We start from the raw sequence: 21,876 nt of genomic DNA on the forward strand, positions 1-21,876 counted from the left end.
TTCTTACAAAAGTTACAAACTATTAATCCCCTCAACCACTCTTTTCATATCACATTCATTTTACAATATTTTCAACAGAGTGAGAAGGGCTTAAAGCAACTTGATAATCATACAAAGCGAAAAGAAGAAAGTCAAATATATGTTTCAGTACTATTTTTCTAAGTAGATAAAAGAAGAAACGCTGTTATATAAAAGTGAAAAGACACATCCATCGCTCCTTATCACTTCACGATTCATCACCTTAGAGCAAATGAATTCTAGCAAAATAAATGTAATAAAAAAGATTTATTGAAACGTGTTATCTAATGTATTCTATGTAATTTGTTAAAATTTTGTTCTCATAAGCGACATATTTTCACTACAATAACAGTACTACTTGTATCATGCACTGTAAACAAAATACCGATTCCTATCAAAAAAAACAAAAAAGAGAGCAATAGCTCTCTTTTCTCATTAACTTATTCTTCCCAAACTTTAACTTCTTTCATTACATCACCTTGACGCATATTTAATACTGTTTCAATACCGCTTGTTGCTTTACCGAATACAGTATGTACACCATCTAAATGCGGTTGTGGCTCATGAACAATAAAGAATTGGCTACCACCTGTGTTACGGCCAGCATGAGCCATAGAAAGTGATCCTACAAGGTGTCTATGAGGATTTCCATCAGTTTCACATGGGATAGAGTAACCTGGGCCACCTGCACCTGTTCCTGTTGGATCTCCACCTTGGCTTACGAAGCCAGGAATAACGCGGTGGAATGTCACACCATCATAAAATCCTTGATCTGCTAGTTTTTTAAAGTTTTCTACTGTTTTTGGTGCCTCTTCTGGGAAAAATTCTAAATCGATTTTTTCACCATTTTCCATTAATATGTATCCTAAAGTTTTCATATGTATATGTCTCCTTTCAACTATCTCAGCACTATATTACCACATTCATGACTAGAAACAAAAAGAATCCGACAATCTACATACTTCTTTTTTGAAATGTGGAAAAAGCTAGGTGACAAATAAGAAATATATACTATAATAACTGTGTTGCCCGAAAATTTTAGAAAGAGAAAGGGAGCGATTTTTCGTGAAAACGAAATTACTAGCTCTGCTATTAGCTGTAGCTGTATTTATTATGCCAACAGCTTCGTTTGCAGACATCATCGAGGGAGAATCAATTGTTACACTAGGAGAAAACTTGTCTGAGCAACAAAAACAAGATCTGTTAAAAGAAATGAAAGCACCAAAAGATGCTACAATCATTACTGTGTCTAATGCGGAAGAACATAAATTTCTAGAAGGGATTGTTCCAAAAGCACAAATTGGTACAAGAGCAATTTCCTCTTCTATGATTACATACACAAAGCCAGGATCTGGCCTTATTGTACGTTCAAAAAATATTAATTCGATAACAGATGCGATGTATACAAACGCACTTATTACAGCAGGTGTGAAAGATGCAGAAATTCAAATCACTGCACCATTTAAAGTTTCAGGAACTGCTGCTTTAACCGGTTTAATGAAAGCTTATGAAACAACATCGAACAAAGCAATTCCTGAAGAAGTAAAAAAAGTAGCCAATGAAGAAATGGTGCAAACAGCCCAACTCGGCGATAAAATTGGTGAAGAAAAAGCAGTTCAACTTGTTGCAAAAATTAAAGAAGAAATTGCCAAAGAGCAACCAAAAACGACAGAAGATTTACGTTCATTAATTAAAAAAATTGCGGACCAACTTGGTATTACATTAACGGATGAACAGTTAGATAACTTAGTTGCGCTATTCGATAAAATGAAAAATCTTAATATCGATTGGAATCAAGTCGGCAGTCAGTTAAATAAAGCAAAAGAACACGTTTCTGCCTTTTTAGGATCTGAAGAAGGGCAAAGTTTCCTAGATAAAGTGAAAGATTTCTTCTCAAGTATCATTGATTTTGTTAAATCGTTATTTAAGTAAAAAGAAGCTCGTCACTGACGAGCTTCTTTTTTTATACAAGTAACGGTAATTTCATAATTGCTTCTTCAACCGAACGAACAATATGATTTGCCTTCTCCTTCACATATGGATGAGCATGGTGCAAAGTAAATGAATGCGGAGTTACTTCAAACATAGAAATATCATTAAAAGAATCTCCAATGCATGCCACTTCATTTGCTTCAATTTGCAAATGCTCCATTAGTCGTCTTAAAGCACTCCCTTTACTTACTCCCCTTGGCATAATGTCAACATAACGTTTACCAGACATAAAAACTTCCGCTTCACTTTGAAATGTATCTCGTAATTCTTGATCTAATGCTGCAATCGTCTCTTCTTCCCCAAAAACAAACAATTTCGCAGGATGTACAGTCTTACCAAATTCCTCTTCTAACGCTTCAATCTCTGCAATATGCACGCCCATATACGTTTCAAAATTATGATGATGTTCATTCTTTCTTTTTGTATACCGTTGCTCATTTGCACAAACAATATCTGCTAGTCCCTTTTTATGGATATATCGATATATTTCCTGGGCAATGCCATCTTCAAAACTTGATTCATGAAATATTTTTCCATCCGGCAGTAACATCGTCGCTCCATTTAAACTCGTTGTGTAGTATGGGAATGCAAACCTATTTACGACTTCATCAATTCGATGAGTAAAACGGCCAGAGGCAAAACAAATATTTGTCCCTTTTTCAGCTAACCAACAAAGTGCACGTTCATCTTCTTTTTGCATATGATTCACATTGTAAACGAGCGTGTCATCTAAATCACTTACAAATAATTTAATCATGTCCTCTTCCCCTTCCATACACAATATCTACTCTAAGTGTACATGAAAAATGTTTGATTTTTGTTAAAAAACAATAAATTTTTGCTAAAAAAAATAAACGGGTGTATACTCCCGTTTATTTTTGTCTTTTTACATTTTGAGGTCTTACGATACTTGGTCGTACTTTTAAACTAGACATCGTCGGACGGAGTAGAATTTTTGTTAATGCGCCCCAATCAAATGGTAAAAACGGCCATAAATAAGGTGTTTGTAAACTTTTTATAGATGTTAAAAATAAAATCAATATCGTCATACCAATTACAAATCCCATCTCATGGAAGAGACCCGTCAAAATAATAACAAACAATTTTCCAACCTTATTTCCGAGTCCCAATTCATAACTCGGTGTTGCATATGCACCGATCATAGAAACCGCAACATACAAAATAACTTCTGGTACAAACAAACCTACATCGATTGCTATTTGACCAATTAATATGGCGGAAATTAACCCTGCTGCAGACGATAACGGCGTTGGAGTATGAATGGCTGCCATCCTTAAAAACTCAAGTCCGACCTCTGCCATTATCACCTGTAATAAAATTGGTAAATGTGTCATCTTAGTCGGTCCAATAAAAGCAAGGTTTTCTGGTAAAAGAGTTGGGTCAAATACAAACACTAACCAAAATGGTAGTAAAAACAAGGAGAATAAAACACCTAAAAAGCGTACCCAGCGTAAAAATGTCCCAACAGCTGGATTTTGTCTAAACTCTTCTGCATGCTGTAAATGATGGAAATATGTTGTTGGCGTAATCATAGCACTCGGTGATGTATCAACTAGTACTAACACATGCCCTTCTAATAAATGATTTGCTGCTACATCTGGTCTTTCTGTATATCGAATAAGCGGAAATGGGTTATAGCTTTGTTTCACAACAAATTCTTCCACTGTTTTATCCGCCATCGTAATTCCATCGACATCGATGTTATTTAATTCTTGTTTTATAATCTTTACTAAATCAGGATTTGCAACATCTTGTACATATGTAATACAAATATCTGTTTGTGATCTATCTCCTACTCGAATAATTTCATTTCGAAGACGTGGATCTCGAATTCTTCTACGAATTAATGCCGTATTTACAACGATATTTTCAACAAATCCATCCCTCGCACCGCGTACTACTTTTTCAGTATCTGGCTCTGTCGGTGTTCGCCCTGGATAACTACGAACATCTATCGCAAATGCTTCTGTTTCGCCCTCCACAAATATAATAATAAGCCCTGATAGTGCTTGAACCATTACTTCATCCATCGTTTTCACTTTACTTACTTGCTGATGAATTAAACGATTCTCTAAAAGCTTTACTGTATCTTCTTCAACATCCCGAATTTCATTTGTATCTACAGCTTCTTCTAAAATAGGAATGATATAATTTGTATCACAAAGTCCATTTACGAATAACACGGCAATTTCTTTATTCAAAATTTGAAATTTACGAATACCAACATCAAATGTAACGCCTAATCCAACCGTTTGTTTTAAATAATTTTCATTGTCACTTATGAAAGTTGAAATAGGAATATCTACTTTTTTAGGCTTCGTCATAAAACCCACTCCTTTCCAAGATTAACTGAATTGCTTTTTTAGTAATTGGTGATCCTCTCTCCCATTCATCGTTTCCACACATCTTACCAATATCACCAATTCCAACGATGACAGGCACATTTAAATCATCTAAACAATAAATTGTATCTCCGCTAATTCTGCCAATTTCACCATCTGGAAGTCCAAATTTATCAACACCATATTCCGTTAAGTTCCCATTCCGATCTACATTTACATCTACGCGTGCCCATTCCCAATGATGTGTATTAGACGCTACTGCCAAAATCCCAAGTACATCAATTTGTTTATGCGTGGCTACATATTTTAAAGCTTTTTCACCAGATCCTTCTCCAATAAATCCGCTGTCATCAAACATGACAAATACAGGGTCATATGGCGTTTGCATAATAAGCTCAACAACTTTCTTCCCTGTCAATTTGGTTGGATTACTTTGTGACGCCGAAATACACCTTCCCCCAAATTCCTTCGTTAAAAGCTCAATTGTTCGCTTTGCATATTCATCTCCATCTGTGACCAAAATAACCCTTCGTCTCATTTGATTTATCCTTTCGGTTTACATATAAGTGCTACAAAAAATGAAAATAATATCGCTGCAGAAATGCCTGCAGACGTTAAACTAAACATACCTATACCAATCCCTATATATCCGTGTTTTTCCGCCGCATGCATTGCTCCGTGTAATAGTGAATGTCCAAAACTTGTAATAGGAACTGTCGCACCAGCACCAGCAAACTTTATAAGCTTATCGTACAATCCGAATCCATCTAACACTGCTCCTATGACTACAAAGGTAGCCATCAAATGAGCTGGTGTTAACTTTGCGAAATCTAATAATATTTGTCCAATGACACAAATAGCGCCTCCTACAAGAAATGCATATATAAAATCCACAATTCACTCTCCCTTCACTCTCTCAAATACGACACCATGCGCAATGGTTGGAATTGTTTCTTTCTGCTGCATCATCATCGGACTTAATAACGCGCCAGTAGCAACAACAAAAATTCGTTGTAAGTTCCCTTTTTGCATCTCTCTTAATAAATGACCATATGTGACAACAGCCGAACAAGCACACCCACTACCACCGGCAAATACTTCTTCTTGACCGGAATCATAAATCATTAATCCGCAATCATTATATATGTGCCCAATATCATACCCTTCTTCCAGCAACAGTTGTTTCGCGATTGGTGTCCCAATAGCTGATAAATCACCGGTAACAATCAAATCATAATCATTGGCACTTCTCTTCAAATCTTCAAAGTGTTGCTGAATTGTATGAGCAGCAGCAGGTGCCATCGCTGCCCCCATATCTAAAGGATTCGCAATTCCTAAATCTTGTACTTTTCCAATCGTAGCTGCCGTAATTTTAATGGCACTTTTTTCTTTACTAATTAATATGGATCCCGCACCTGTAACAGTGGAATTTGCTGTTCCTGGTTTTTGTCCTCCATACTCGGTTGGATAACGAAACTGTCTTTCAGCCGTTGCATTATGACTACTTACCGTCGCTAAAACACGATTTGCAAATCCACCGTCAATAAAGGCTGATCCGACCGCCAAAGTCTCCATCGAGGTCGCACAAGCGCTAAACATGCCTAAAAAGGGAATCCCCCACTTACGCGCAACATAATTTGCCGTCACTGTTTGATTTAATAAATCACCCGCTAAAAAGAAATCAATTTGTGATGTTTTTACATTTCCTTTTTGCACGACTTGTTGAATCGAATCTGACATTAATCTTCGTTCAGCAAGTTCCCAGTTTTCCTCTCCGCAATGTAAATCATCATATGAAATATCAAAATCCTTTCCAAGAGGGCCTTCAGCTTCTTTTGGACCGACAGCAGTACCAGTTGCATTCACATAAATATCATTTTGAAATACCCACGTTTGTTTTCCTGTCAACCTCATATTAGCCCCTCCTTTAAGACATAAAAATTTTAAACGTATATCTTATTAACCCAATAATATATGCCCCAACGACCCCAAAAACGATAACACTTCCCGCTAGCTTAAACATGTTTGTAGCAATCCCTAGCACAATGCCTTCACTCTTATGTTCTAGCGCAGCACTCGCCATAGAATTCGCAAATCCCGTAACAGGTACGGCCGATCCAGCCCCAGCGAATTGACCGATTTTATCATATACACCACAACCTGTTAAAATCGCCGATAATAATACAAGAGTTGCAACCGTGGGGTTTCCTGCCTCTTGTTCACTGAAATGAAAATAATGTATATAAAATTTCATCAATACTTCCCCGATTGTACAAATGAGTCCACCTACAAGAAATGCTTTAACGCAATTCATGAAATGATTTGGTTTCGGATGGTACTCCTTCACTTTATTTACGTAATCATCCTTTAGTTTTCGCCCTGTCATTTATATATTGCCTCCTACTTTACGAAATAAATCCAGTGAAACAACGAGCCTATTACTTTCCCAAGTACAAGAGCAACGAGTAAAACAACAATCTTCCCCTCTACCCCTACTCGTTTCGCTAAAATAGGTAGAACATTTAATACTTCTGTTAATGCTGCTGCAAGCATTCCAATAAATGTGCCACAAAATATACCTAATATAACAAGCCAATATTGCGATGTTTGAAATGTAATGTTTTTCAAACTACACCAAGCCCCTGTTAACGTACCTGCAATAACCGCCCACTCAAAATATTGAATGTGCTTTCCACTTCTCGTTAATTGAGCTAGCCGGGGGATTATACCAAGTACAGCTAAAAATGCGACATATCCGCTACCTACTGCAATTCCTCCCGCTAAACCAATTAGAATAACAAATCCAGACTCAATCATCGGCAAGTTGTTTCATATTGTCCTTGTTTTCATGAACAATTACATATTGGTCAAGTGATTGCTGGTATTGGAACATCTCCACTTCTAACGGACTCGGCTCTTCATTAATTCGCTTTTGAAATACATGATTAAAAAATAAGACCATACCTAACCCAAGACCTAATGAATACGGAATTTGAAATAAAAGTGGTTGCGCCTTAAATTCTCCCGTAATCATGTAATATAAACGTTGGTGTACTTGTTGCATACTTACATCTTCATGAAAATAAATGATCGCAAGAGCCGCTCCAATGAAAAGTAACAACCATACAAGTCCGAAGAAAATCGGATGTACTTTCTTTTTTTCATATATAATTTCAACAAGAGTTTGTCCAGAACCGAGTATATTAATTTGTATATCGGCTGCTTTCCTTTGAATAATTTCAATTATTTTCATAACATCAATTACAACGTGCGTCTTATCATGCGCTGTTATTTTGTATACTATCTCATCCTGTAACGACTGAACTACAAGAGCATCTCCTGCAAGTTGAGCAACATCACTCAGCTTTACTTCATACGTAGGAGAAACTTTTAATCGATTACGCATTTTAATATAAATTGTTTGTTCCAATTTTCATTCACCTCTTCACTCTTCCTCGTAGTTGTAGTATGGTTATTGAATTTTTTTCTAATACAATTTTTTCATAAAAAAACATCTGTACCATTTCGGTACAGATGTTTTTTAGTTTATGCCTTTTTCTTAAATAAATTTGCAATACTTAATGCGAGTCCTCCCCAAATGACTACAATACCAATAATCATCATCATAATCGCTGATCCACTCATTATGAAACACCCCGATCTTTCCATTCTTTTTCAAGCTTAGCAGAATCTGAATGTATTTGTGCATTCCATTTCTTTAAACTAATAATTAGCGCAACGATAAGAAACGCTGCTGCAATTGACCAACCGTACGTTACAACAAATTCCGTTGGATAATCTCCGTAGTTCTTTTTAATATTTTGGATTGTACCGTCAATTAACATGTATCCTAACATAAGCGGAGTAATAACGAGTAAACTTACTCTCCAAAACGTGCCTAACTTAATATCAGATACGAAGTTTGCGTGATTTTGATAAACTGGTAAACGGCGTAAAATGAGCCCTATTGTAACTACTTCCACTAATGCAATTGTAATTAACCCGAAGTTATTAGCGAAATAATCAACAACATCTAGGAACATAAGCCCGCCACGTGTTGCAAAAACAAGAGAAACTAGCACGAGAAGCGTCCCCATAATTCCAATTGTTTTTTGGCGGCTTAAGCTGAACTTTTCAGATACGGCAGCAAAACATACTTCCGCAAGTGAAATGAGAGATGTAATTCCAGCAACCGTTAATGATAAGAAAAATAATACGCCAAATAACGGCGACATCGGTAATTCATTAATAATTTGCGGGAATACTACGAACGCGAGCCCTACACCAGCACTTGCTACTTTATCAACCGGTACTCCCATATTGTTTGCCATAAATCCAAGAGCTGCAAAGACTCCAATCCCTGCTAATAATTCAAATCCTGAGTTTGCAAAGCCAGTAATAAAGGCGTTATTTGTTGTATCTGAGTTTTTCGGTAAATAACTAGAATATGTAATCATAATTCCAAATGCTAAAGATAAACTAAAGAAAATTTGACCATAAGCAGCAAGCCATACTTTCCCATCAAAAATACGACTCCAATCTGGTTTAAAGAATGCATCTAATCCTTGCATTGCACCTTCCATCGTCACTGCACGAACTACGATAATAAGGAACATAACAACTAGTAAAGGAATGAAAATGCGGTTAACCACTTCGATTCCTTTTTTAACTCCTTTAAATGCTACACCGAGTACAATAATCCAAACGAGAGCTAACGGAATTAATACTTCCGGTACGAGCCCTCCAAACTGCCCTGGCTTATCAGCAACATGCAAATACTCTTTAAATAAAAATGTTTGCGTGTCTTTCCCCCACGCTCCAGTAATTGAAAAATACGTATACGAAATAGACCAAGCAATAATTACTGCGTAATATGTTGAAACGATAAACGTTACACACATTTGCCACCATCCGATGAATTCAGCACGCGGACTAATACGGAAGAACGTAAGTGGCGCGGAACCACGATGACGATGCCCAAGAGCAAATTCAAATGCCAATAATGAAATACCAGTCGTTAATAATGCGAATAAGTACGGTAAAAAGAATGCGCCTCCCCCATTTTCATACGCTGTATAAGGAAAACGCCATATGTTTCCTAATCCAACGGCAGAGCCGACCGCTGCAAAAATAAATCCAGCCCTCGTTCCCCATTGTTGCCTCGTTTCCATATTTCCTTCCCCCTTTGTGACAAGTTCATAATTGGATTATATTTTAAATTTACTAAATTATCAATAAATTCTGTTAATTTTTGCGAAAGTTTACAATCTCCTCCTATTAAAGGCATAAAAAAAGATCGAATAGCTATTCATCTATTCGATCTTTCATCTGTTTTAATATTTTCTTTTCAAGTCTTGAAACTTGTACTTGCGAAATGCCTATGCGTTCTGCTACTTCTGATTGGGTTTGATCTTTATAGTAGCGTAAATACACAATTAAACGTTCTCGCTCATCTAGTTCTCTAATTGCTTCTTTTAAAGCAATTTTATCAAACCATTTCGTTTCAGATTGATCTGCAATTTGATCTAAAATAGTAATCGGGTCCCCGTCGTTTTCATACACCGTTTCATGTATGGATGAAGGAGCTCGACTCGCTTCTTGCGCCAGAACCACTTCCTCTGGCGTTAGTTCTAACGCTTCGGCCACTTCATTAATCGTTGGAGCCCTTCCAAATTCTTTCGAAAGCTCGTCTCTCATCTTTCGAATTTTATTTCCTGTTTCTTTTAAAGATCTACTTACTTTCACTGATCCATCGTCACGTAAAAATCGCTGTATTTCCCCAATAATCATTGGAACTGCATATGTTGAAAATTTCACGTCGAAAGATAAATCAAATTTATCTACCGATTTTAAGAGCCCAATACATCCAATTTGAAATAAATCGTCCGGTTCGTATCCTCGATTAAGAAAACGCTGCACAACCGACCATACGAGACGCATATTACTTTGAACGATTGTATCTCTCGCTTGTTGATCTCCATCTTGACTTTGTTGAATTAACGCTTTTAGCTCGTGGTCCTTTAACTGAGGTTTCTTCTTCTCATTTTTGACCTCTATGTCCATAGGCTATTCTCCTTAATTGCATAGAGCGTTACTATTTGATAAGTATTTTGTCAAATGGATTGTTGTCCCGAAAGATTCGTTTGAAATAACTTCTACTTCATCCATAAAATTTTCCATGATAGTAAATCCCATTCCGGAACGCTCTAATTCAGGTTTAGTTGTAAAAAGGGGTTGCCTTGCTTCATCTAAATCAAAGATGCCAATCCCTTCATCTCGAATCGTGAGTTTCACCATTGCTTCTTCCAAAATTACAGAAATATAAACAACACCTTCTGCATTTCCTTCGTACCCATGAATAATTGCATTTGTAACTGCTTCTGACACAACTGTTTTAATCTCCGTAAGTTCTTCCATCGTTGGGTCTAATTGCGCAATGAAAGCAGCTACTGTAACGCGAGCGAACGATTCATTTTGACTTAATGCTGAAAATTGAAGGTTCATTTCATTTCTCATTTATGCCACCCCCAACGTCGCGAGCGCATGCGCTTCACTTTCTTCTAAACGAACAATTTTAAATAAGCCCGACATTTCAAATAAACGTTTAACAGGCGGTGAAATTGCACAAACAACCATTTCTCCACCTAATCCCTTTACATGCTTATATCGGCCTAATATAACACCTAAACCAGAACTATCCATAAAGGATAAGTTCTCTAGGCTCAAAACAATATGATGAACACCACGTGTCTCAATCATATCTGTTACTTTCGTTCGCAACTCTTCAGCAGTATGATGATCTAATTCACCCGCTAGTCTCACACATAGGACGTCACGTTTTACTTCTAATTGCATGGAAAGACTCACACGATTTCCTCCTTATGCTCAAACTTTACTCATTTACATACATAAAGATTTTCGTGATACAACACAAGAATCCTTCCTACTGACAAAAGAAGAACTATTTCGCCATAAAGTGAAACTATTCAGCAATTATTTACTTACATACGAATAGAAAAGCGGCAAAATGTTTGCCGCTATTTTGATGTTGAAAACATCCCAAAACTTCTTTTAAATAACTCCCACCAGCTCGCTGCAGCAACATCTTCTTTCGCTACAATGGTTTGTTTTAATAAAACGTCTTTATCTTTTTTAATAACAAGTGTACCAAGTGCATCGCCCTTTTTAATCGGCGCTTTCACTTTCTTTTCAGCAATTACTTCTTGCTTCACTTTGTCCATATTTTCGCCCTTCTTCATAAGAAGAGACACATTGTCAGACGCAACTAAATCTACTTTTTCTTTTTTCCCTTTTCCTACTTGGACAGTCTTAATTTTTTCACCCCGTGTATACAACTTCTTTGTCATATATTGACCAAATGCGTAGTCAAGAAGCTTCGTTACTTGATTGTTCCGTTCTTTCGATGTAGGTGCTCCCATAACAACTGAAATAACACGCATCCCATTCTTTTCAGCCGATGCTGTTAAACAATATTTTGCTTCTGTCGTAAAGCCCGTTTTCACACCATCTACTCCAGGATAAAAACGTACTAATTTATTCGTATTCACAAGCCAAAACTTCTTATCCGTATCTTCACGTAAATAGTCTTCGTATTTACCTGTGTATTTGCGGATAAGTGGGTACTTCATTAATTCTTTCGCCATTATAGCCATATCATTTGCTGTGGAATAATGGTCTTTAGCCGGAAGACCTGTTGGATTTTGAAAATGAGTGTTTTTCAGTCCTAAATCTATGGCTTTTTTGTTCATCATATTTACAAAACTTTCTTCTGAACCAGCGATATGCTCCGCTACTGCAACAGACGCATCATTTCCAGATGCAATTGCAATACCTTTTAGCATTTCATTTACAGTCATCTCTTCCCCAGGCTCTAAAAAGATTTGTGATCCACCCATTGAAGCTGCATGCTCACTTGCTCTCACTTTATCGGTCAGTTTTAGTTTTCCTTTTTCAACTTGCTCCATAATTAATAGCATTGTCATAATCTTCGTCATACTAGCAGGTGGTAACTTCTCATTTGGATTTTTATCAAACAAAACTTTACCTGTATCTTGTTCAATTACAATTGCTGATGACGCTTGTTCCGCTAACTTCGGCGTTGTTTCTTCTGTTTTCTCCTGCTTCGTCTTTTCAGATTGTGCGAAACTAACTGAAGTACCAGAAAGCAATAACATGAAACAAACAAGTATTCCAAAAACTCGCTTCATGACTAACCCTCCATTCTATATCAAACCTATTTTTTCCAATTTATTATCTTTTAATACCATATTTTTCTAATATTTTCAGTTGACAAATACATTCATCAACTATATTGTATTAAGTGTATTACACACAGTAGTACACTTAATACAAGTCAGAAAGGAGACATTGCTCTTGCATATTCAACTTGATCCAAGAAGCAACACTCCGATATGGGAACAAATTGTTCAAAATATAAAAGAACTCGTATTGAAAAACATGTTAGCTCCAAGTGACAAACTACCTTCTGTACGCGAACTCGCTTCTTTACTCGTTATAAATCCAAATACAGTGAGTAAAGCGTATCAAGAGTTAGAGCGACAAGGGATTATTGAAACATTACGAGGAAAAGGAACATTTGTATCCCAATCGATTACCCCAACATTAGACGAAAGGAAAATCGCTATGGTTGAAAAGCAATTTCATCAATTACTATTAGAAGCCTCTTATCTTGGTGTTACGAAAGATAAAATTCATGATTGGATAAATTCATATTACAAAGAGATTGGAGGAAATGCGGATGCTGAAAGTGACAAGCTTGAAGAAGACAATTGATAATCAAACAATTTTAGACGATGTTTCTTTCACATTACATAGAGGAAGTATCATCGGATTACTCGGAAGAAACGGTGCGGGGAAAACAACTTTATTACGAACGATGGTCGGCATTTTAGACCCTGATGCAGGGACAGTTACATATGAAGATACAAACATTCACCAGTGTCCTGAAATAAAGCAAAAAATCGTATATGTTCCGGATTCTACTAACATACTGAACGGCTATACGGTAAAAGAAATTGTAAAGTTTTATAAAGAAGTTTATACCGCATTTGATGAAGCATACTTCCATGAACTGTTAGAACGTTTTAACTTACCAAACAAACGAATTCGTAGTTATTCAAAAGGAATGAAAGCACTGCTTGCCATCATTTTAGCCGTTTCTACAAAGGCAGAATATATCATTTTAGATGAACCGACAAATGGACTTGATCCTATCGTGAAAAGGCAGATTTTACAGTTTCTCGTTGGAGAAGTTGCAGAAAAAGAGATTACCATTTTCATCTCAACTCACCATTTAGATGAAGTGGAACAAATTGCAGATACAATTATTATATTAAAAGACCATACTATCTCGTCTATTACATCACTAGACGATGCAAAATCACGATTTGCTAAAATACAAGTTGCTTACGAACGTTCATTACCTCAAAAACTAGAAAACTTGAGCAATATTAAAATATTAAATCAAACAGGAAAAGTATATACAATCTTAATTGAGGGAAATGTGGCTACAACACTCGAGAAGTTTTATAAAGAACAACCTATACTTATTGAAGAATTAACAATGTCACTTGAAGATGTCTTCGTTACGACACTGGAGGAGGATGGGTATGTTTCATAAGGCGTTGTGGATGTGGAATTGGAAGCGCGGGAAATATGCTGTGTTGCTATTCTTCTTTAGTTCGCTTTACTTGTTATCTTTTGGTTACTATAAAAGTGCTCAGCAACAACTTGATGCGTATTATGAATTACAAGAAAAAGGGAAACAGTATTATTATTTTTATACCTTTTCTTCAGGAGACGGTAATAGTTTTTGGTTAACTGTTCTTATCATTGCTTTAGCCTGCTTATTGATAGGATGGGAGCGTAGCAACCAATCTAATACACTACTTATGACAATGCCGTTTAAAAGAAAAAATGTTTTCTTATCTAAATGGGCTTTCGGTTCCTTTTGTATTGTAAGCTCGTTACTTATAAATTGGATCCTTATGTATGTTATTTATAGAACAACTATTCATTTTGATTATCAATCATTTAGTCCGTTTCATCGATACTTTCTTTATGCGATTGTTTCTTATGTTGCAGTATATACAGCTGCACTATGCATCGGTACTTTTACTGGAAGTGTTGTTTCGCAGGTTGTTTTTTGTATTCCGTGGTTACTAGCAGGGGTTACATTTATTACATTACTATACACTTTTACAACAAACCATTTATACGCTGCAAATATTAAAAATGAAAACTTATATCGACAACTTTATGAAATTAATCAAAAAACAAATATAGTTGCACCAATTTATAGATTTTCTATTAATTATAACTACGATCTAGAATACCGAAAGCAGGACAACGATTCAACTGCTTTAAGAAATCCAGCATCTCATATGTATTATTCAACCAAGTCAATGTTAGTCCCTATTTTCTATACGATATTTTATTTACTACTTGGGACATATTTATATACACGATCGCCAAATGAAAACGGTCAGAAGATATTTATTTTCCAAAAGCATTTACGAATATGGATATGGGGGACAACCATTTACTTTGCATTACTAGGCGGCTATAAAATAAACCATTTTAACTTCTTACCTATCTACTATATCGGTTTGTTTCTAACTGGAATCATTACTTATATTGTATTATCACGCCTAACAAATTATAAAGTTTTTTAAAGGAGAGATCCTATGTTTCAAAAAGCACTATGGCTAAGAACATATCAACAAAGTAAATATGTTGTATGGTTATTTTGGCTCGTCAGCTTCTATACTTTGTCATATTACTACTATATGACTTCTATTCAAGAGCAACAATTTCTAAATGATAATAAAAAATGGAACTATGTATATCATTATCACTTTGATTTAACACTTCTAGATCCTGTCATGCTGTTAGGTAGCGTACTAATCGTTCTAGCTTGTACGTTAATTGGATGGGAAAGACAAAATAACGCTAGCGACTTGTTATGGTCTATGCCCTTTAAACGTTCACACCTCTATATAACAAAGTGGTTGTTTGGAATCTGTAATATTGCCGCTGTTGTCATTTTAAACTGGGGGCTATTTGCTATTATGAAAAAGGTAACTTTTCATAATAAATATCAAGTATTTTCTCCCTTTCATAGTTACTTTATATACATGTTAATTGTATTAATCGCAATTTATACACTTGCCTTATGTATAGGAACCATTGCAGGGAATATTATATCGCAAGGATTTCTCACTGCAGTTATATTAATCTTACCAGCTTTACTTCCATCACTTATCTCAGGAGTCATTGCTGTTCACTCGAATGCCGACTTTCATGAGAACAATGGCCGTATACATGATGTTATGGAAAACATACGTATTTCTAGTCCAGCAGAAGATTTTACTATTAACTTTAATTATGATCCACAAAGCGCTTATACGGATCAAAATGGAGTACGTCATAACGAACCAAACTTTACAAAGATTCCGCCGGCACAATCATTGATTGCACCTATTGCACATATCATTATTTTATTACCACTCGGTATATATTTATATACCCGTTCAGTCAATGAGCGAAATGGTAACTACTTATTATATCCGAAACTACAAAAAGTAGTTTTAGCTTGTGCGATTTTCTTTGGTGGGATCTTTGGAGGTTTAATGCTAAGCCGCGCACAATCATTGTCCAGCTTTTACATCGGATTTTTAGTGACTAGTTCAATTACGTATTTCCTCTTACCTAAAATATTAAAATGGAAAGTCTCTTGGAATTTTAAATAAAATAACCTCCTCTTCATGAGGAGGTTATTTCACATTCTCTCTTCTTTTCCCATACTCTTTTTCTTGCTTCATTCCAAACCCGTCACCATTTGCGACAATTTGATCTGTCGGAGCAACTATGCTTTCAGCAATTCTCCATTCTCCCCCTTGTTGAATAAACACTTGCATAAAATAATTCATTCCATTTAACTGATATGGATTTTCTTTTTTCACTTCATAACGAGCTGCCACATAATACACTTGTACATTCTTAGCTTCAAACTTAGAAATATATTGTGATAATCTTGGGATGTATTGTGATGCTTTCTGAAGTGGAAGCTGTTTTACTTTTACAAGAGAAGACTTCGTTACATTACTGATCGTATCTTCGTGCCGAATGTTATCACTATGATGAAATAAAATAGCAGTCTGCATTGAACGAATCCATAATTTTGAATATAAAACAGGTTGCTTATTTGAAATATGTTGTAATTCTTTTTGAACGACTTGAAGAGGCGTTGCAGCATCCGCGAATTGATTAAAGTAGAAAAAACTTCCCATCATAATGAAAAGCATAGAAACACGTTTCATAATTTTCCACTCCGATTCTTTTTAATTAAAGTATTGGAGTTTCAAAGTGTTTTTATTCAAAAGAAAAAGGATAGGAAAGCTTTCGCTTCCTATCCTCATTTATTATAATACGCGGCCAAATAGCTCTAACACCATTTCGATTTCTTGGTCGCTCCAACCTTTAAATCTATCTTTATAATATTCTTTACGCACAGCTTCAAGTTTTTCAGTTACTTCTCTTCCGTGTTCTGTAATTTCTAAGTACACGATACGACGGTCTGAATTCGAACGCTTTCTTTCTACAAAGCCTTTTCTTACGAGACGATCAGTAACAGCTGTAATATGACTGGAGGTTACGTTTACTTCACTCGCAATTTGCGAAGCCATCTGTGGACTTTTTAAAAATAACGCGCGTAATACAGAAAATTCATTGTATGGCATGTGTTCTGCAAAACGTGTATTAATATCATTTTGTAATAAACGTATCATCTTTCGAAATGATCCGGATAACTCTAAAATCAGTGTTTCTCTTTTTTCGTTCACTAGCCTCGTCCCTTTTTTATCATATTTACACATATTATAATCTATAAATACCCTCGTTGTATATGCTTTCTTTCTCTAACATTCCCATTTATGTAACTTTTTCATATAAATTTCTTTTTTGTTCACACATATACATATAAAAAGGATGGTGATGGAAAATGCAGGGTGGAATGAATCCTTATTTACACAACGTACGCCCAGCTAATACTGGTAAAGAAGCTACCATTACGGTGCAAGGTGAAGGTGTTGTAAAAGCAAAACCAAATGTTGTTATATTAACAATAGGTATTCGTACAGATCATAAAAATGTAAAACAGGCACAAGAGGAGAATGCGGTGCATTCTAAACAATTATTAGATGCACTGAAACAGCTAGGGATTGCCGAAAAAAATATAGAAACCATTTCATATACGATTACGCCTCAGTACGAATACGTAAATGATAAAGCATTACTACAAGGATACCGTGTGGAACATTTGTATGAAATTACCGTTTTAAATGTACAAAAAGCAGGGGAAGTATATGATATAGCCGTTTCAAATGGAGCAAACGTAGCAAAAGGTTTACGTTTTCGAATATCTCATCCAAATAAATATTACGAGCAAGCTCTCATTCAAGCTCTGCAACAAGCGGTAGAAAAAGCTCGTGCTATTGCGAGTACATACAATTTAAACATTAATCCTGTTCCACTCTCATTCGTTGAAGAATCTGCTCAATTACCAAGAGAAGTTGCGTCCTTTGCTACTTTACATGCACAAGCAGCTCCTCCCATTCAATCGGGAGAATTAGAAATCATTTCAACAATACGAGCAATTTTTACGTATTTATAAATAATCTTATTTATAAGTAAACGTTATCATTTTCCTTGTTGTAAAAACATGATGTTCTGATATAATAAAGGACGGTGAGCTCTTACGAAAGAGATATCACGGGTGGGAGAGGGATATGAAAAAGAAGGTTTAACATGAAAGGAATACTTGAAAGAACATTTAAATTAGGTTTACACGAAACATCACCAAAACAAGAAGTTTTAGCTGGAGTTACGTCATTTTTCACGATCGTATATATTATGATTGTAAATGCATCCATTTTATCCGATGCTGGCATTCCTCTTGAAGCTGGAATTTTAGCAACTGTTTTCAGTTCATTTGTCGGATGTCTGCTCATGGCATTTTGGGCAAATGCACCTGCTATTCTTGTCCCTGGTATGGGTGTAAATGCATTCTTCACGTACACTGCTGTGCATACGCTCGGATTATCTTGGCAGGAAGCATTAGCAGCTGTCTTCATCTCTGGTATTATTTTTGCAATTGCTGCGTTTACACCAATCGCTCGCGTGCTTTCAGTATCGATTCCAAAGTCATTAAAGGAAGCTATTACTGTCGGCATCGGATTATTTTTAGCATTTATCGGATTGCAAAAAGGTGGTTTAGTCGTTTCGAATCCAAATACGGCTGTTGCAATGGGTAAATTAAGTAACCCTGTCGTTCTTGCGACACTACTTACTCTTATCGTTGCACTTGTATTATTTATTCGTAACGTACGTGGAAACTTTTTATGGACGATTGCAATAGGAACTGGTATTGCATGGCTATTTGGTCTTGTTGATACAAGTCAAATCGGCAATAGTTCATTCTCATTCGCTAATTACGGCGATGTGTTTGGAGCTATGTCATTTGGCAAACTGTCTTCCTTACCATTTTGGATTGCAACATTCTCCTTAAGCATGGTGCTTATTTTTGAGAACATGGGACTTCTGCACGGTTTATTAGAAGATGACCGTAAATTCCCACGTGCTTACCAAGCCAATGCAATTTCAGCAATGACATGTGGTCTATTTGGCACAAGCCCTACCGTATCAACAGTAGAGAGTGCCGCAGGTATTACTGCAGGCGGAAAGACAGGTCTGACGTCTATCGTTACAGGTTTGTTATTCTTCGCGTCACTGTTTGCACTTCCGTTTGTCAAACTAATTCCTGATAGTGCCATTGCACCAATCTTAATTATTATTGGCGGCCTGATGATTACAAGCATTCAACAAATTCCTCTGAACGATTTTTCAGAAGGATTTCCAGCGTTCTTAATTATCGTCATGATCCCGCTCACATATAGTATCGCTGATGGCATTGCGTTCGGATTTATCGCTTATCCTATCTTAAAAGTTGCTCTTGGAAAGCGTAAAGAAGTCGCACCGTCTATGTATATCATTACATGCTTATTCTTAGCCATGTTCGTATTACATGCTATTGGTTAAGTAAAAAAACCGAGGAATTTTCCTCGGTTTTTTTACTTAAACCATCCTTTTTTATAAAACCAAGCCATCATGCCACCGCCAATTAGCGCCATGATAAGTAGACAAATAAAATAACTATATTGTCCACCAAGCTCGGGCATATGCGTAAAGTTCATTCCGTATACGCCCGCAATAAATGTTAATGGCATGAAAATAGTCGAGAATACAGTTAATGTTTTCATAATGTTATTCATATGATGCGAGTTTAATGAAAAATAGCTATCTCGAATATCTGCCGTTAACTCCCGGCTTGCTTCAATCATTTCTGTCAGTTTAAGCAAATGATCATGTATATCTTTAAAGTAAATTTCATGATCACTTATACCGTAAAAACGAGTCGAATTTAAAATACGATACAATAAATCACGCATCGGAATAATTGTACGCCTTAGCTTCGATAAATCTGCACGTATATCAAATACTTCTTCTAGTACACTTCCTGCTGTCTCACCCGTTAAATTATCATCAATTGCATTTAAATGATCCTCAATGTAATATACAGGTGCAAAATAGTCATCTACAATTTGGTCGATAATAGTATGTGCTACATGCAAAGGACTATTTTTAATGCGCTTCTTTTCTCCAAGTGTTTTCCATACTCTTTCGATTGCATTGTTATGAGAAAAGTGGAAAGAAACAATATAACGATCACTTATAAATAAATCGATCTCGTGTGGCTCTAATCCATCCTCACCAAATGCATGAAGAACTAAAAAGTTATATCCATCATAAAAATCAACTTTTGGCCTCTGTACATATTCTATACAGTCTTCAATTGCAAGGGGATGGAACTTAAAATGATCTTGCAAAATGTATGTATACTCTTCTTTCGTTGGCTTATATAGATCTAGCCAATACCATACAATATGGTCTTTCTTTGTTTCCTCTAACGAAACATCATATAATACTTCATCTGCTTTTGTTATTGCACAAATTCTAATCATAATTTCACCCATTATTATTATAAACAAAAAATAGCAAAAAAAGCCAAGGAGAAATACTCCCTGGCCTTTCTTTATTATTCAGTAACGATGCCGTGCACTAATATTGGTGCATCTACATGCTCTTTAGAGATCTTCATGTTCTCATAAATTTTTGCTTTTACATCTTCCACATTCTCACGGTTTGCGTAAATGGTAACAAGGGATTCACCTTTTTTCACGCTGTCCCCTACTTTTTTGCGAAGCATTAAGCCAACTGCTAAATCAATTTCAGATTCCTTCGTCGCACGTCCTGCTCCTAAAAGCATTGCTGCCGTTCCGATTTCATCTGCAACGATTTCTGATACATAGCCGTCTTCCTTCGCTTCTACTTCAATTTTAAACTGTGCTTGTGGTAATTTAGAAGGATCATCAACAACAGATGCATCGCCGCCTTGCGCTGATAAGAATGTCTTAAATGATTCTAGCGCTTTACCGTTGTTCATTACTTCAATTAATTTCTCACGTGCATCTTCTAAAGATGAAGCTTGTCCAGCAAGGTATACCATTTGACTTCCAAGCGTTAAACATAACTCTTCTAAATCTTTTGGTCCTTTACCTTGTAATGTATCAATTGCTTCTTGTACTTCAAGTGCGTTACCAATAGCCTCACCAAGTGGTTGACTCATATCAGAAATAACAGCCATCGTATTACGACCAACGTTATTACCAATGCGCACCATCGCTTCTGCTAAACGTTTTGCATCTTCATCTGTTTTCATAAATGCACCTGCTCCAGTTTTTACATCAAGAACAATTGCATCTGCACCAGCAGCAATTTTTTTACTCATAATTGAGCTTGCAATAAGCGGAATTGAGTTTACTGTTGCTGTTACATCACGAAGTGCATACAATTTTTTATCCGCAGGTGTTAAGTTTCCACTTTGACCAATAACTGCGATTTTGTTTTCATTCACAAGGCGCATAAATTCATCATTTTCGATTTCAACATGGAATCCTGGAACTGCTTCTAATTTATCGATTGTACCACCAGTATGTCCTAGACCACGTCCAGACATTTTTGCAACCGGTACACCTAAAGCGGCTACTAATGGACCTAATACAAGTGTTGTTGTATCACCAACGCCACCTGTTGAGTGCTTATCTACTTTTACTCCTTCAATAGCTGATAAGTCAATTGTATCACCGCTATTTACCATTGCCATCGTTAAATCAGCACGTTCTTGATCGTTCATATCTTGGAAGAAAATTGCCATTGCAAGTGAACTTACTTGATAATCAGGAATTTCACCATTCGTATATCCTTCAACAATAAAGTTAATTTCTTCTGTCGTTAATGCATGTCCGTCACGTTTTTTTGCAATTAGGTCCACCATTCTCATTGT

26 protein-coding genes and 1 pseudogene are annotated in these 21,876 nt (G+C 36.1%); 7 read left to right on the plus strand and 20 right to left on the minus strand.

What is annotated here, in order from left to right:
• Nucleotides 1-55: 55 nt before the first annotated feature.
• Together AAG068_RS20385 and AAG068_RS20390 are read right to left on the minus strand one after the other, a co-directional pair.
• Nucleotides 56-237: pseudogene (locus AAG068_RS20385) on the minus strand (hypothetical protein).
• Between the two features lie 221 nt (nucleotides 238-458).
• Entirely contained in the window at nucleotides 459-896 is a 438-nt protein-coding gene (locus AAG068_RS20390; RefSeq protein WP_342715628.1) for a peptidylprolyl isomerase, read from the minus strand.
• 187 nt (nucleotides 897-1,083) lie between these two features.
• Here AAG068_RS20390 and AAG068_RS20395 point away from each other — a divergent pair, with 187 nt between their 5' ends.
• Entirely contained in the window at nucleotides 1,084-1,950 is an 867-nt protein-coding gene (locus AAG068_RS20395) for a DUF1002 domain-containing protein (protein WP_342715629.1), read from the plus strand.
• Between the two features lie 31 nt (nucleotides 1,951-1,981).
• On the opposite strand, the gene AAG068_RS20400 is transcribed toward AAG068_RS20395, so the two are convergent.
• The 14 genes from AAG068_RS20400 to dacF form a co-directional block, all read right to left on the minus strand.
• Nucleotides 1,982-2,785 carry a Cof-type HAD-IIB family hydrolase gene (locus tag AAG068_RS20400; RefSeq protein WP_342715630.1) on the minus strand — a complete coding sequence of 268 codons (804 nt, stop codon included), beginning with the start codon at nucleotides 2,783-2,785 and terminating at the stop codon, nucleotides 1,982-1,984.
• Between the two features lie 97 nt (nucleotides 2,786-2,882).
• Complete coding sequence (gene spoVAF, locus AAG068_RS20405; protein WP_342715631.1) at nucleotides 2,883-4,355, minus strand: spore germination protein SpoVAF; 1,473 nt, start codon at nucleotides 4,353-4,355, stop codon at nucleotides 2,883-2,885.
• Nucleotides 4,342-4,911, minus strand: coding sequence for a stage V sporulation protein AE (locus AAG068_RS20410; protein ID WP_048530877.1), 570 nt, complete (start codon nucleotides 4,909-4,911; stop codon nucleotides 4,342-4,344). The genes spoVAF and AAG068_RS20410 overlap by 14 nt, the downstream gene beginning before the upstream one ends.
• Before the next feature lie 5 nt (nucleotides 4,912-4,916).
• Complete coding sequence (spoVAE, locus tag AAG068_RS20415; protein ID WP_342715632.1) at nucleotides 4,917-5,267, minus strand: stage V sporulation protein AE; 351 nt, start codon at nucleotides 5,265-5,267, stop codon at nucleotides 4,917-4,919.
• Between the two features lie 3 nt (nucleotides 5,268-5,270).
• The gene (spoVAD, locus tag AAG068_RS20420) at nucleotides 5,271-6,287 is read right to left on the minus strand and encodes a stage V sporulation protein AD (RefSeq protein ID WP_342715633.1); all 1,017 of its coding nucleotides are present in this window, start codon (nucleotides 6,285-6,287) and stop codon (nucleotides 5,271-5,273) included.
• 13 nt (nucleotides 6,288-6,300) lie between these two features.
• Nucleotides 6,301-6,759, minus strand: a complete 459-nt coding sequence (gene spoVAC / locus AAG068_RS20425) for a stage V sporulation protein AC (protein WP_342715634.1) — start codon at nucleotides 6,757-6,759, stop codon at nucleotides 6,301-6,303.
• A gap of 14 nt (nucleotides 6,760-6,773) precedes the next feature.
• Entirely contained in the window at nucleotides 6,774-7,190 is a 417-nt protein-coding gene (gene spoVAB / locus AAG068_RS20430; protein ID WP_000572939.1) for a stage V sporulation protein SpoVAB, read from the minus strand.
• Nucleotides 7,183-7,803 carry a stage V sporulation protein SpoVAA gene (gene spoVAA / locus AAG068_RS20435; protein ID WP_342715635.1) on the minus strand — a complete coding sequence of 207 codons (621 nt, stop codon included), beginning with the start codon at nucleotides 7,801-7,803 and terminating at the stop codon, nucleotides 7,183-7,185. The genes spoVAB and spoVAA overlap by 8 nt, the downstream gene beginning before the upstream one ends.
• A 116-nt stretch (nucleotides 7,804-7,919) precedes the next feature.
• On the minus strand, nucleotides 7,920-8,018 hold the full coding sequence (locus AAG068_RS20440; protein ID WP_000016824.1) for a methionine/alanine import family NSS transporter small subunit: 99 nt from the start codon (nucleotides 8,016-8,018) through the stop codon (nucleotides 7,920-7,922).
• Nucleotides 8,018-9,544, minus strand: a complete 1,527-nt coding sequence (locus AAG068_RS20445) for a sodium-dependent transporter (RefSeq protein WP_342715636.1) — start codon at nucleotides 9,542-9,544, stop codon at nucleotides 8,018-8,020. Before AAG068_RS20445 ends, AAG068_RS20440 begins: the two co-directional genes overlap by 1 nt.
• 133 nt (nucleotides 9,545-9,677) lie before the next feature.
• On the minus strand, nucleotides 9,678-10,436 hold the full coding sequence (gene sigF / locus AAG068_RS20450) for an RNA polymerase sporulation sigma factor SigF (RefSeq protein ID WP_000350734.1): 759 nt from the start codon (nucleotides 10,434-10,436) through the stop codon (nucleotides 9,678-9,680).
• 12 nt (nucleotides 10,437-10,448) lie between these two features.
• On the minus strand, nucleotides 10,449-10,889 hold the full coding sequence (gene spoIIAB / locus AAG068_RS20455; protein ID WP_001243399.1) for an anti-sigma F factor: 441 nt from the start codon (nucleotides 10,887-10,889) through the stop codon (nucleotides 10,449-10,451).
• Nucleotides 10,890-11,240: an anti-sigma F factor antagonist gene (gene spoIIAA, locus AAG068_RS20460; RefSeq protein ID WP_048530890.1), complete on the minus strand. Its 351-nt coding sequence runs from the start codon at nucleotides 11,238-11,240 to the stop codon at nucleotides 10,890-10,892.
• Nucleotides 11,241-11,410: 170 nt separating this feature from the next.
• A complete protein-coding gene (gene dacF, locus AAG068_RS20465; protein ID WP_342715637.1) occupies nucleotides 11,411-12,601 on the minus strand; it encodes a serine-type D-Ala-D-Ala carboxypeptidase DacF in 1,191 nt (396 codons plus the stop codon).
• 166 nt (nucleotides 12,602-12,767) lie between these two features.
• On the opposite strand from dacF, the gene AAG068_RS20470 reads away from it, so the two are divergent.
• The 4 genes from AAG068_RS20470 to AAG068_RS20485 are packed head-to-tail and all read left to right on the plus strand — an operon-like array spanning nucleotide 12,768 to nucleotide 16,165.
• A complete protein-coding gene (locus tag AAG068_RS20470) occupies nucleotides 12,768-13,187 on the plus strand; it encodes a GntR family transcriptional regulator (protein ID WP_342715638.1) in 420 nt (139 codons plus the stop codon).
• Nucleotides 13,153-14,034 (plus strand): ABC transporter ATP-binding protein, encoded by an 882-nt coding sequence (locus tag AAG068_RS20475; protein WP_342715639.1) that lies wholly within the window; start codon nucleotides 13,153-13,155, stop codon nucleotides 14,032-14,034. Before AAG068_RS20470 ends, AAG068_RS20475 begins: the two co-directional genes overlap by 35 nt.
• Nucleotides 14,024-15,088: an ABC transporter permease subunit gene (locus AAG068_RS20480; RefSeq protein WP_342715640.1), complete on the plus strand. Its 1,065-nt coding sequence runs from the start codon at nucleotides 14,024-14,026 to the stop codon at nucleotides 15,086-15,088. Before AAG068_RS20475 ends, AAG068_RS20480 begins: the two co-directional genes overlap by 11 nt.
• Nucleotides 15,089-15,100: 12 nt before the next feature.
• A complete protein-coding gene (locus AAG068_RS20485; RefSeq protein WP_342715641.1) occupies nucleotides 15,101-16,165 on the plus strand; it encodes an ABC transporter permease subunit in 1,065 nt (354 codons plus the stop codon).
• Nucleotides 16,166-16,189: 24 nt separating this feature from the next.
• Here the strand turns inward: AAG068_RS20485 and AAG068_RS20490 are convergent, their stop codons facing one another.
• Both AAG068_RS20490 and AAG068_RS20495 read right to left on the minus strand, forming a co-directional pair.
• On the minus strand, nucleotides 16,190-16,735 hold the full coding sequence (locus tag AAG068_RS20490) for a hypothetical protein (protein ID WP_342715642.1): 546 nt from the start codon (nucleotides 16,733-16,735) through the stop codon (nucleotides 16,190-16,192).
• 102 nt (nucleotides 16,736-16,837) lie between these two features.
• Nucleotides 16,838-17,257 carry a MarR family winged helix-turn-helix transcriptional regulator gene (locus tag AAG068_RS20495; RefSeq protein WP_342715643.1) on the minus strand — a complete coding sequence of 140 codons (420 nt, stop codon included), beginning with the start codon at nucleotides 17,255-17,257 and terminating at the stop codon, nucleotides 16,838-16,840.
• Between the two features lie 158 nt (nucleotides 17,258-17,415).
• On the opposite strand from AAG068_RS20495, the gene AAG068_RS20500 reads away from it, so the two are divergent.
• Together AAG068_RS20500 and AAG068_RS20505 are read left to right on the plus strand one after the other, a co-directional pair.
• Nucleotides 17,416-18,087 (plus strand): SIMPL domain-containing protein, encoded by a 672-nt coding sequence (locus tag AAG068_RS20500; RefSeq protein ID WP_342715644.1) that lies wholly within the window; start codon nucleotides 17,416-17,418, stop codon nucleotides 18,085-18,087.
• Between the two features lie 134 nt (nucleotides 18,088-18,221).
• Nucleotides 18,222-19,511 (plus strand): NCS2 family permease, encoded by a 1,290-nt coding sequence (locus tag AAG068_RS20505; protein WP_342715645.1) that lies wholly within the window; start codon nucleotides 18,222-18,224, stop codon nucleotides 19,509-19,511.
• A 32-nt stretch (nucleotides 19,512-19,543) separates the two neighbouring features.
• On the opposite strand, the gene corA is transcribed toward AAG068_RS20505, so the two are convergent.
• Both corA and AAG068_RS20515 read right to left on the minus strand, forming a co-directional pair.
• A complete protein-coding gene (corA, locus tag AAG068_RS20510; RefSeq protein ID WP_048531869.1) occupies nucleotides 19,544-20,506 on the minus strand; it encodes a magnesium/cobalt transporter CorA in 963 nt (320 codons plus the stop codon).
• A gap of 62 nt (nucleotides 20,507-20,568) precedes the next feature.
• A complete protein-coding gene (locus AAG068_RS20515; RefSeq protein WP_342715646.1) occupies nucleotides 20,569-21,873 on the minus strand; it encodes a pyrimidine-nucleoside phosphorylase in 1,305 nt (434 codons plus the stop codon).
• Nucleotides 21,874-21,876: the final 3 nt, after the last annotated feature.

The organism is Bacillus paramycoides, from assembly GCF_038971285.1.
Classification (GTDB): Bacteria; Bacillota; Bacilli; order Bacillales; family Bacillaceae_G; genus Bacillus_A.

Bases quoted from the DNA above. Each gene is read 5' to 3' on its own strand.
- corA (WP_048531869.1), bottom strand. From the start codon at position 20,506: ATGGGTGAAATTATGATTAGAATTTGTGCAATAACAAAAGCAGATGAA.
- AAG068_RS20390 (WP_342715628.1), bottom strand. From the start codon at position 896: ATGAAAACTTTAGGATACATATTAATGGAAAATGGTGAAAAAATCGAT.
- AAG068_RS20475 (WP_342715639.1), top strand. From the start codon at position 13,153: ATGCTGAAAGTGACAAGCTTGAAGAAGACAATTGATAATCAAACAATT.
- spoVAF (WP_342715631.1), bottom strand. From the start codon at position 4,355: ATGACGAAGCCTAAAAAAGTAGATATTCCTATTTCAACTTTCATAAGT.
- AAG068_RS20500 (WP_342715644.1), top strand. From the start codon at position 17,416: ATGCAGGGTGGAATGAATCCTTATTTACACAACGTACGCCCAGCTAAT.
- AAG068_RS20490 (WP_342715642.1), bottom strand. From the start codon at position 16,735: ATGAAACGTGTTTCTATGCTTTTCATTATGATGGGAAGTTTTTTCTAC.
- spoVAD (WP_342715633.1), bottom strand. From the start codon at position 6,287: ATGAGGTTGACAGGAAAACAAACGTGGGTATTTCAAAATGATATTTAT.
- AAG068_RS20440 (WP_000016824.1), bottom strand. From the start codon at position 8,018: ATGAGTGGATCAGCGATTATGATGATGATTATTGGTATTGTAGTCATT.
- sigF (WP_000350734.1), bottom strand. From the start codon at position 10,436: ATGGACATAGAGGTCAAAAATGAGAAGAAGAAACCTCAGTTAAAGGAC.
- dacF (WP_342715637.1), bottom strand. From the start codon at position 12,601: ATGAAGCGAGTTTTTGGAATACTTGTTTGTTTCATGTTATTGCTTTCT.
- AAG068_RS20515 (WP_342715646.1), bottom strand. From the start codon at position 21,873: ATGAGAATGGTGGACCTAATTGCAAAAAAACGTGACGGACATGCATTA.
- spoVAC (WP_342715634.1), bottom strand. From the start codon at position 6,759: ATGACAGGGCGAAAACTAAAGGATGATTACGTAAATAAAGTGAAGGAG.
- spoIIAB (WP_001243399.1), bottom strand. From the start codon at position 10,889: ATGAGAAATGAAATGAACCTTCAATTTTCAGCATTAAGTCAAAATGAA.
- AAG068_RS20480 (WP_342715640.1), top strand. From the start codon at position 14,024: ATGTTTCATAAGGCGTTGTGGATGTGGAATTGGAAGCGCGGGAAATAT.
- AAG068_RS20410 (WP_048530877.1), bottom strand. From the start codon at position 4,911: ATGAGACGAAGGGTTATTTTGGTCACAGATGGAGATGAATATGCAAAG.
- AAG068_RS20485 (WP_342715641.1), top strand. From the start codon at position 15,101: ATGTTTCAAAAAGCACTATGGCTAAGAACATATCAACAAAGTAAATAT.
- AAG068_RS20445 (WP_342715636.1), bottom strand. From the start codon at position 9,544: ATGGAAACGAGGCAACAATGGGGAACGAGGGCTGGATTTATTTTTGCA.
- spoVAB (WP_000572939.1), bottom strand. From the start codon at position 7,190: ATGATTGAGTCTGGATTTGTTATTCTAATTGGTTTAGCGGGAGGAATT.
- AAG068_RS20400 (WP_342715630.1), bottom strand. From the start codon at position 2,785: ATGGAAGGGGAAGAGGACATGATTAAATTATTTGTAAGTGATTTAGAT.
- AAG068_RS20505 (WP_342715645.1), top strand. From the start codon at position 18,222: ATGAAAGGAATACTTGAAAGAACATTTAAATTAGGTTTACACGAAACA.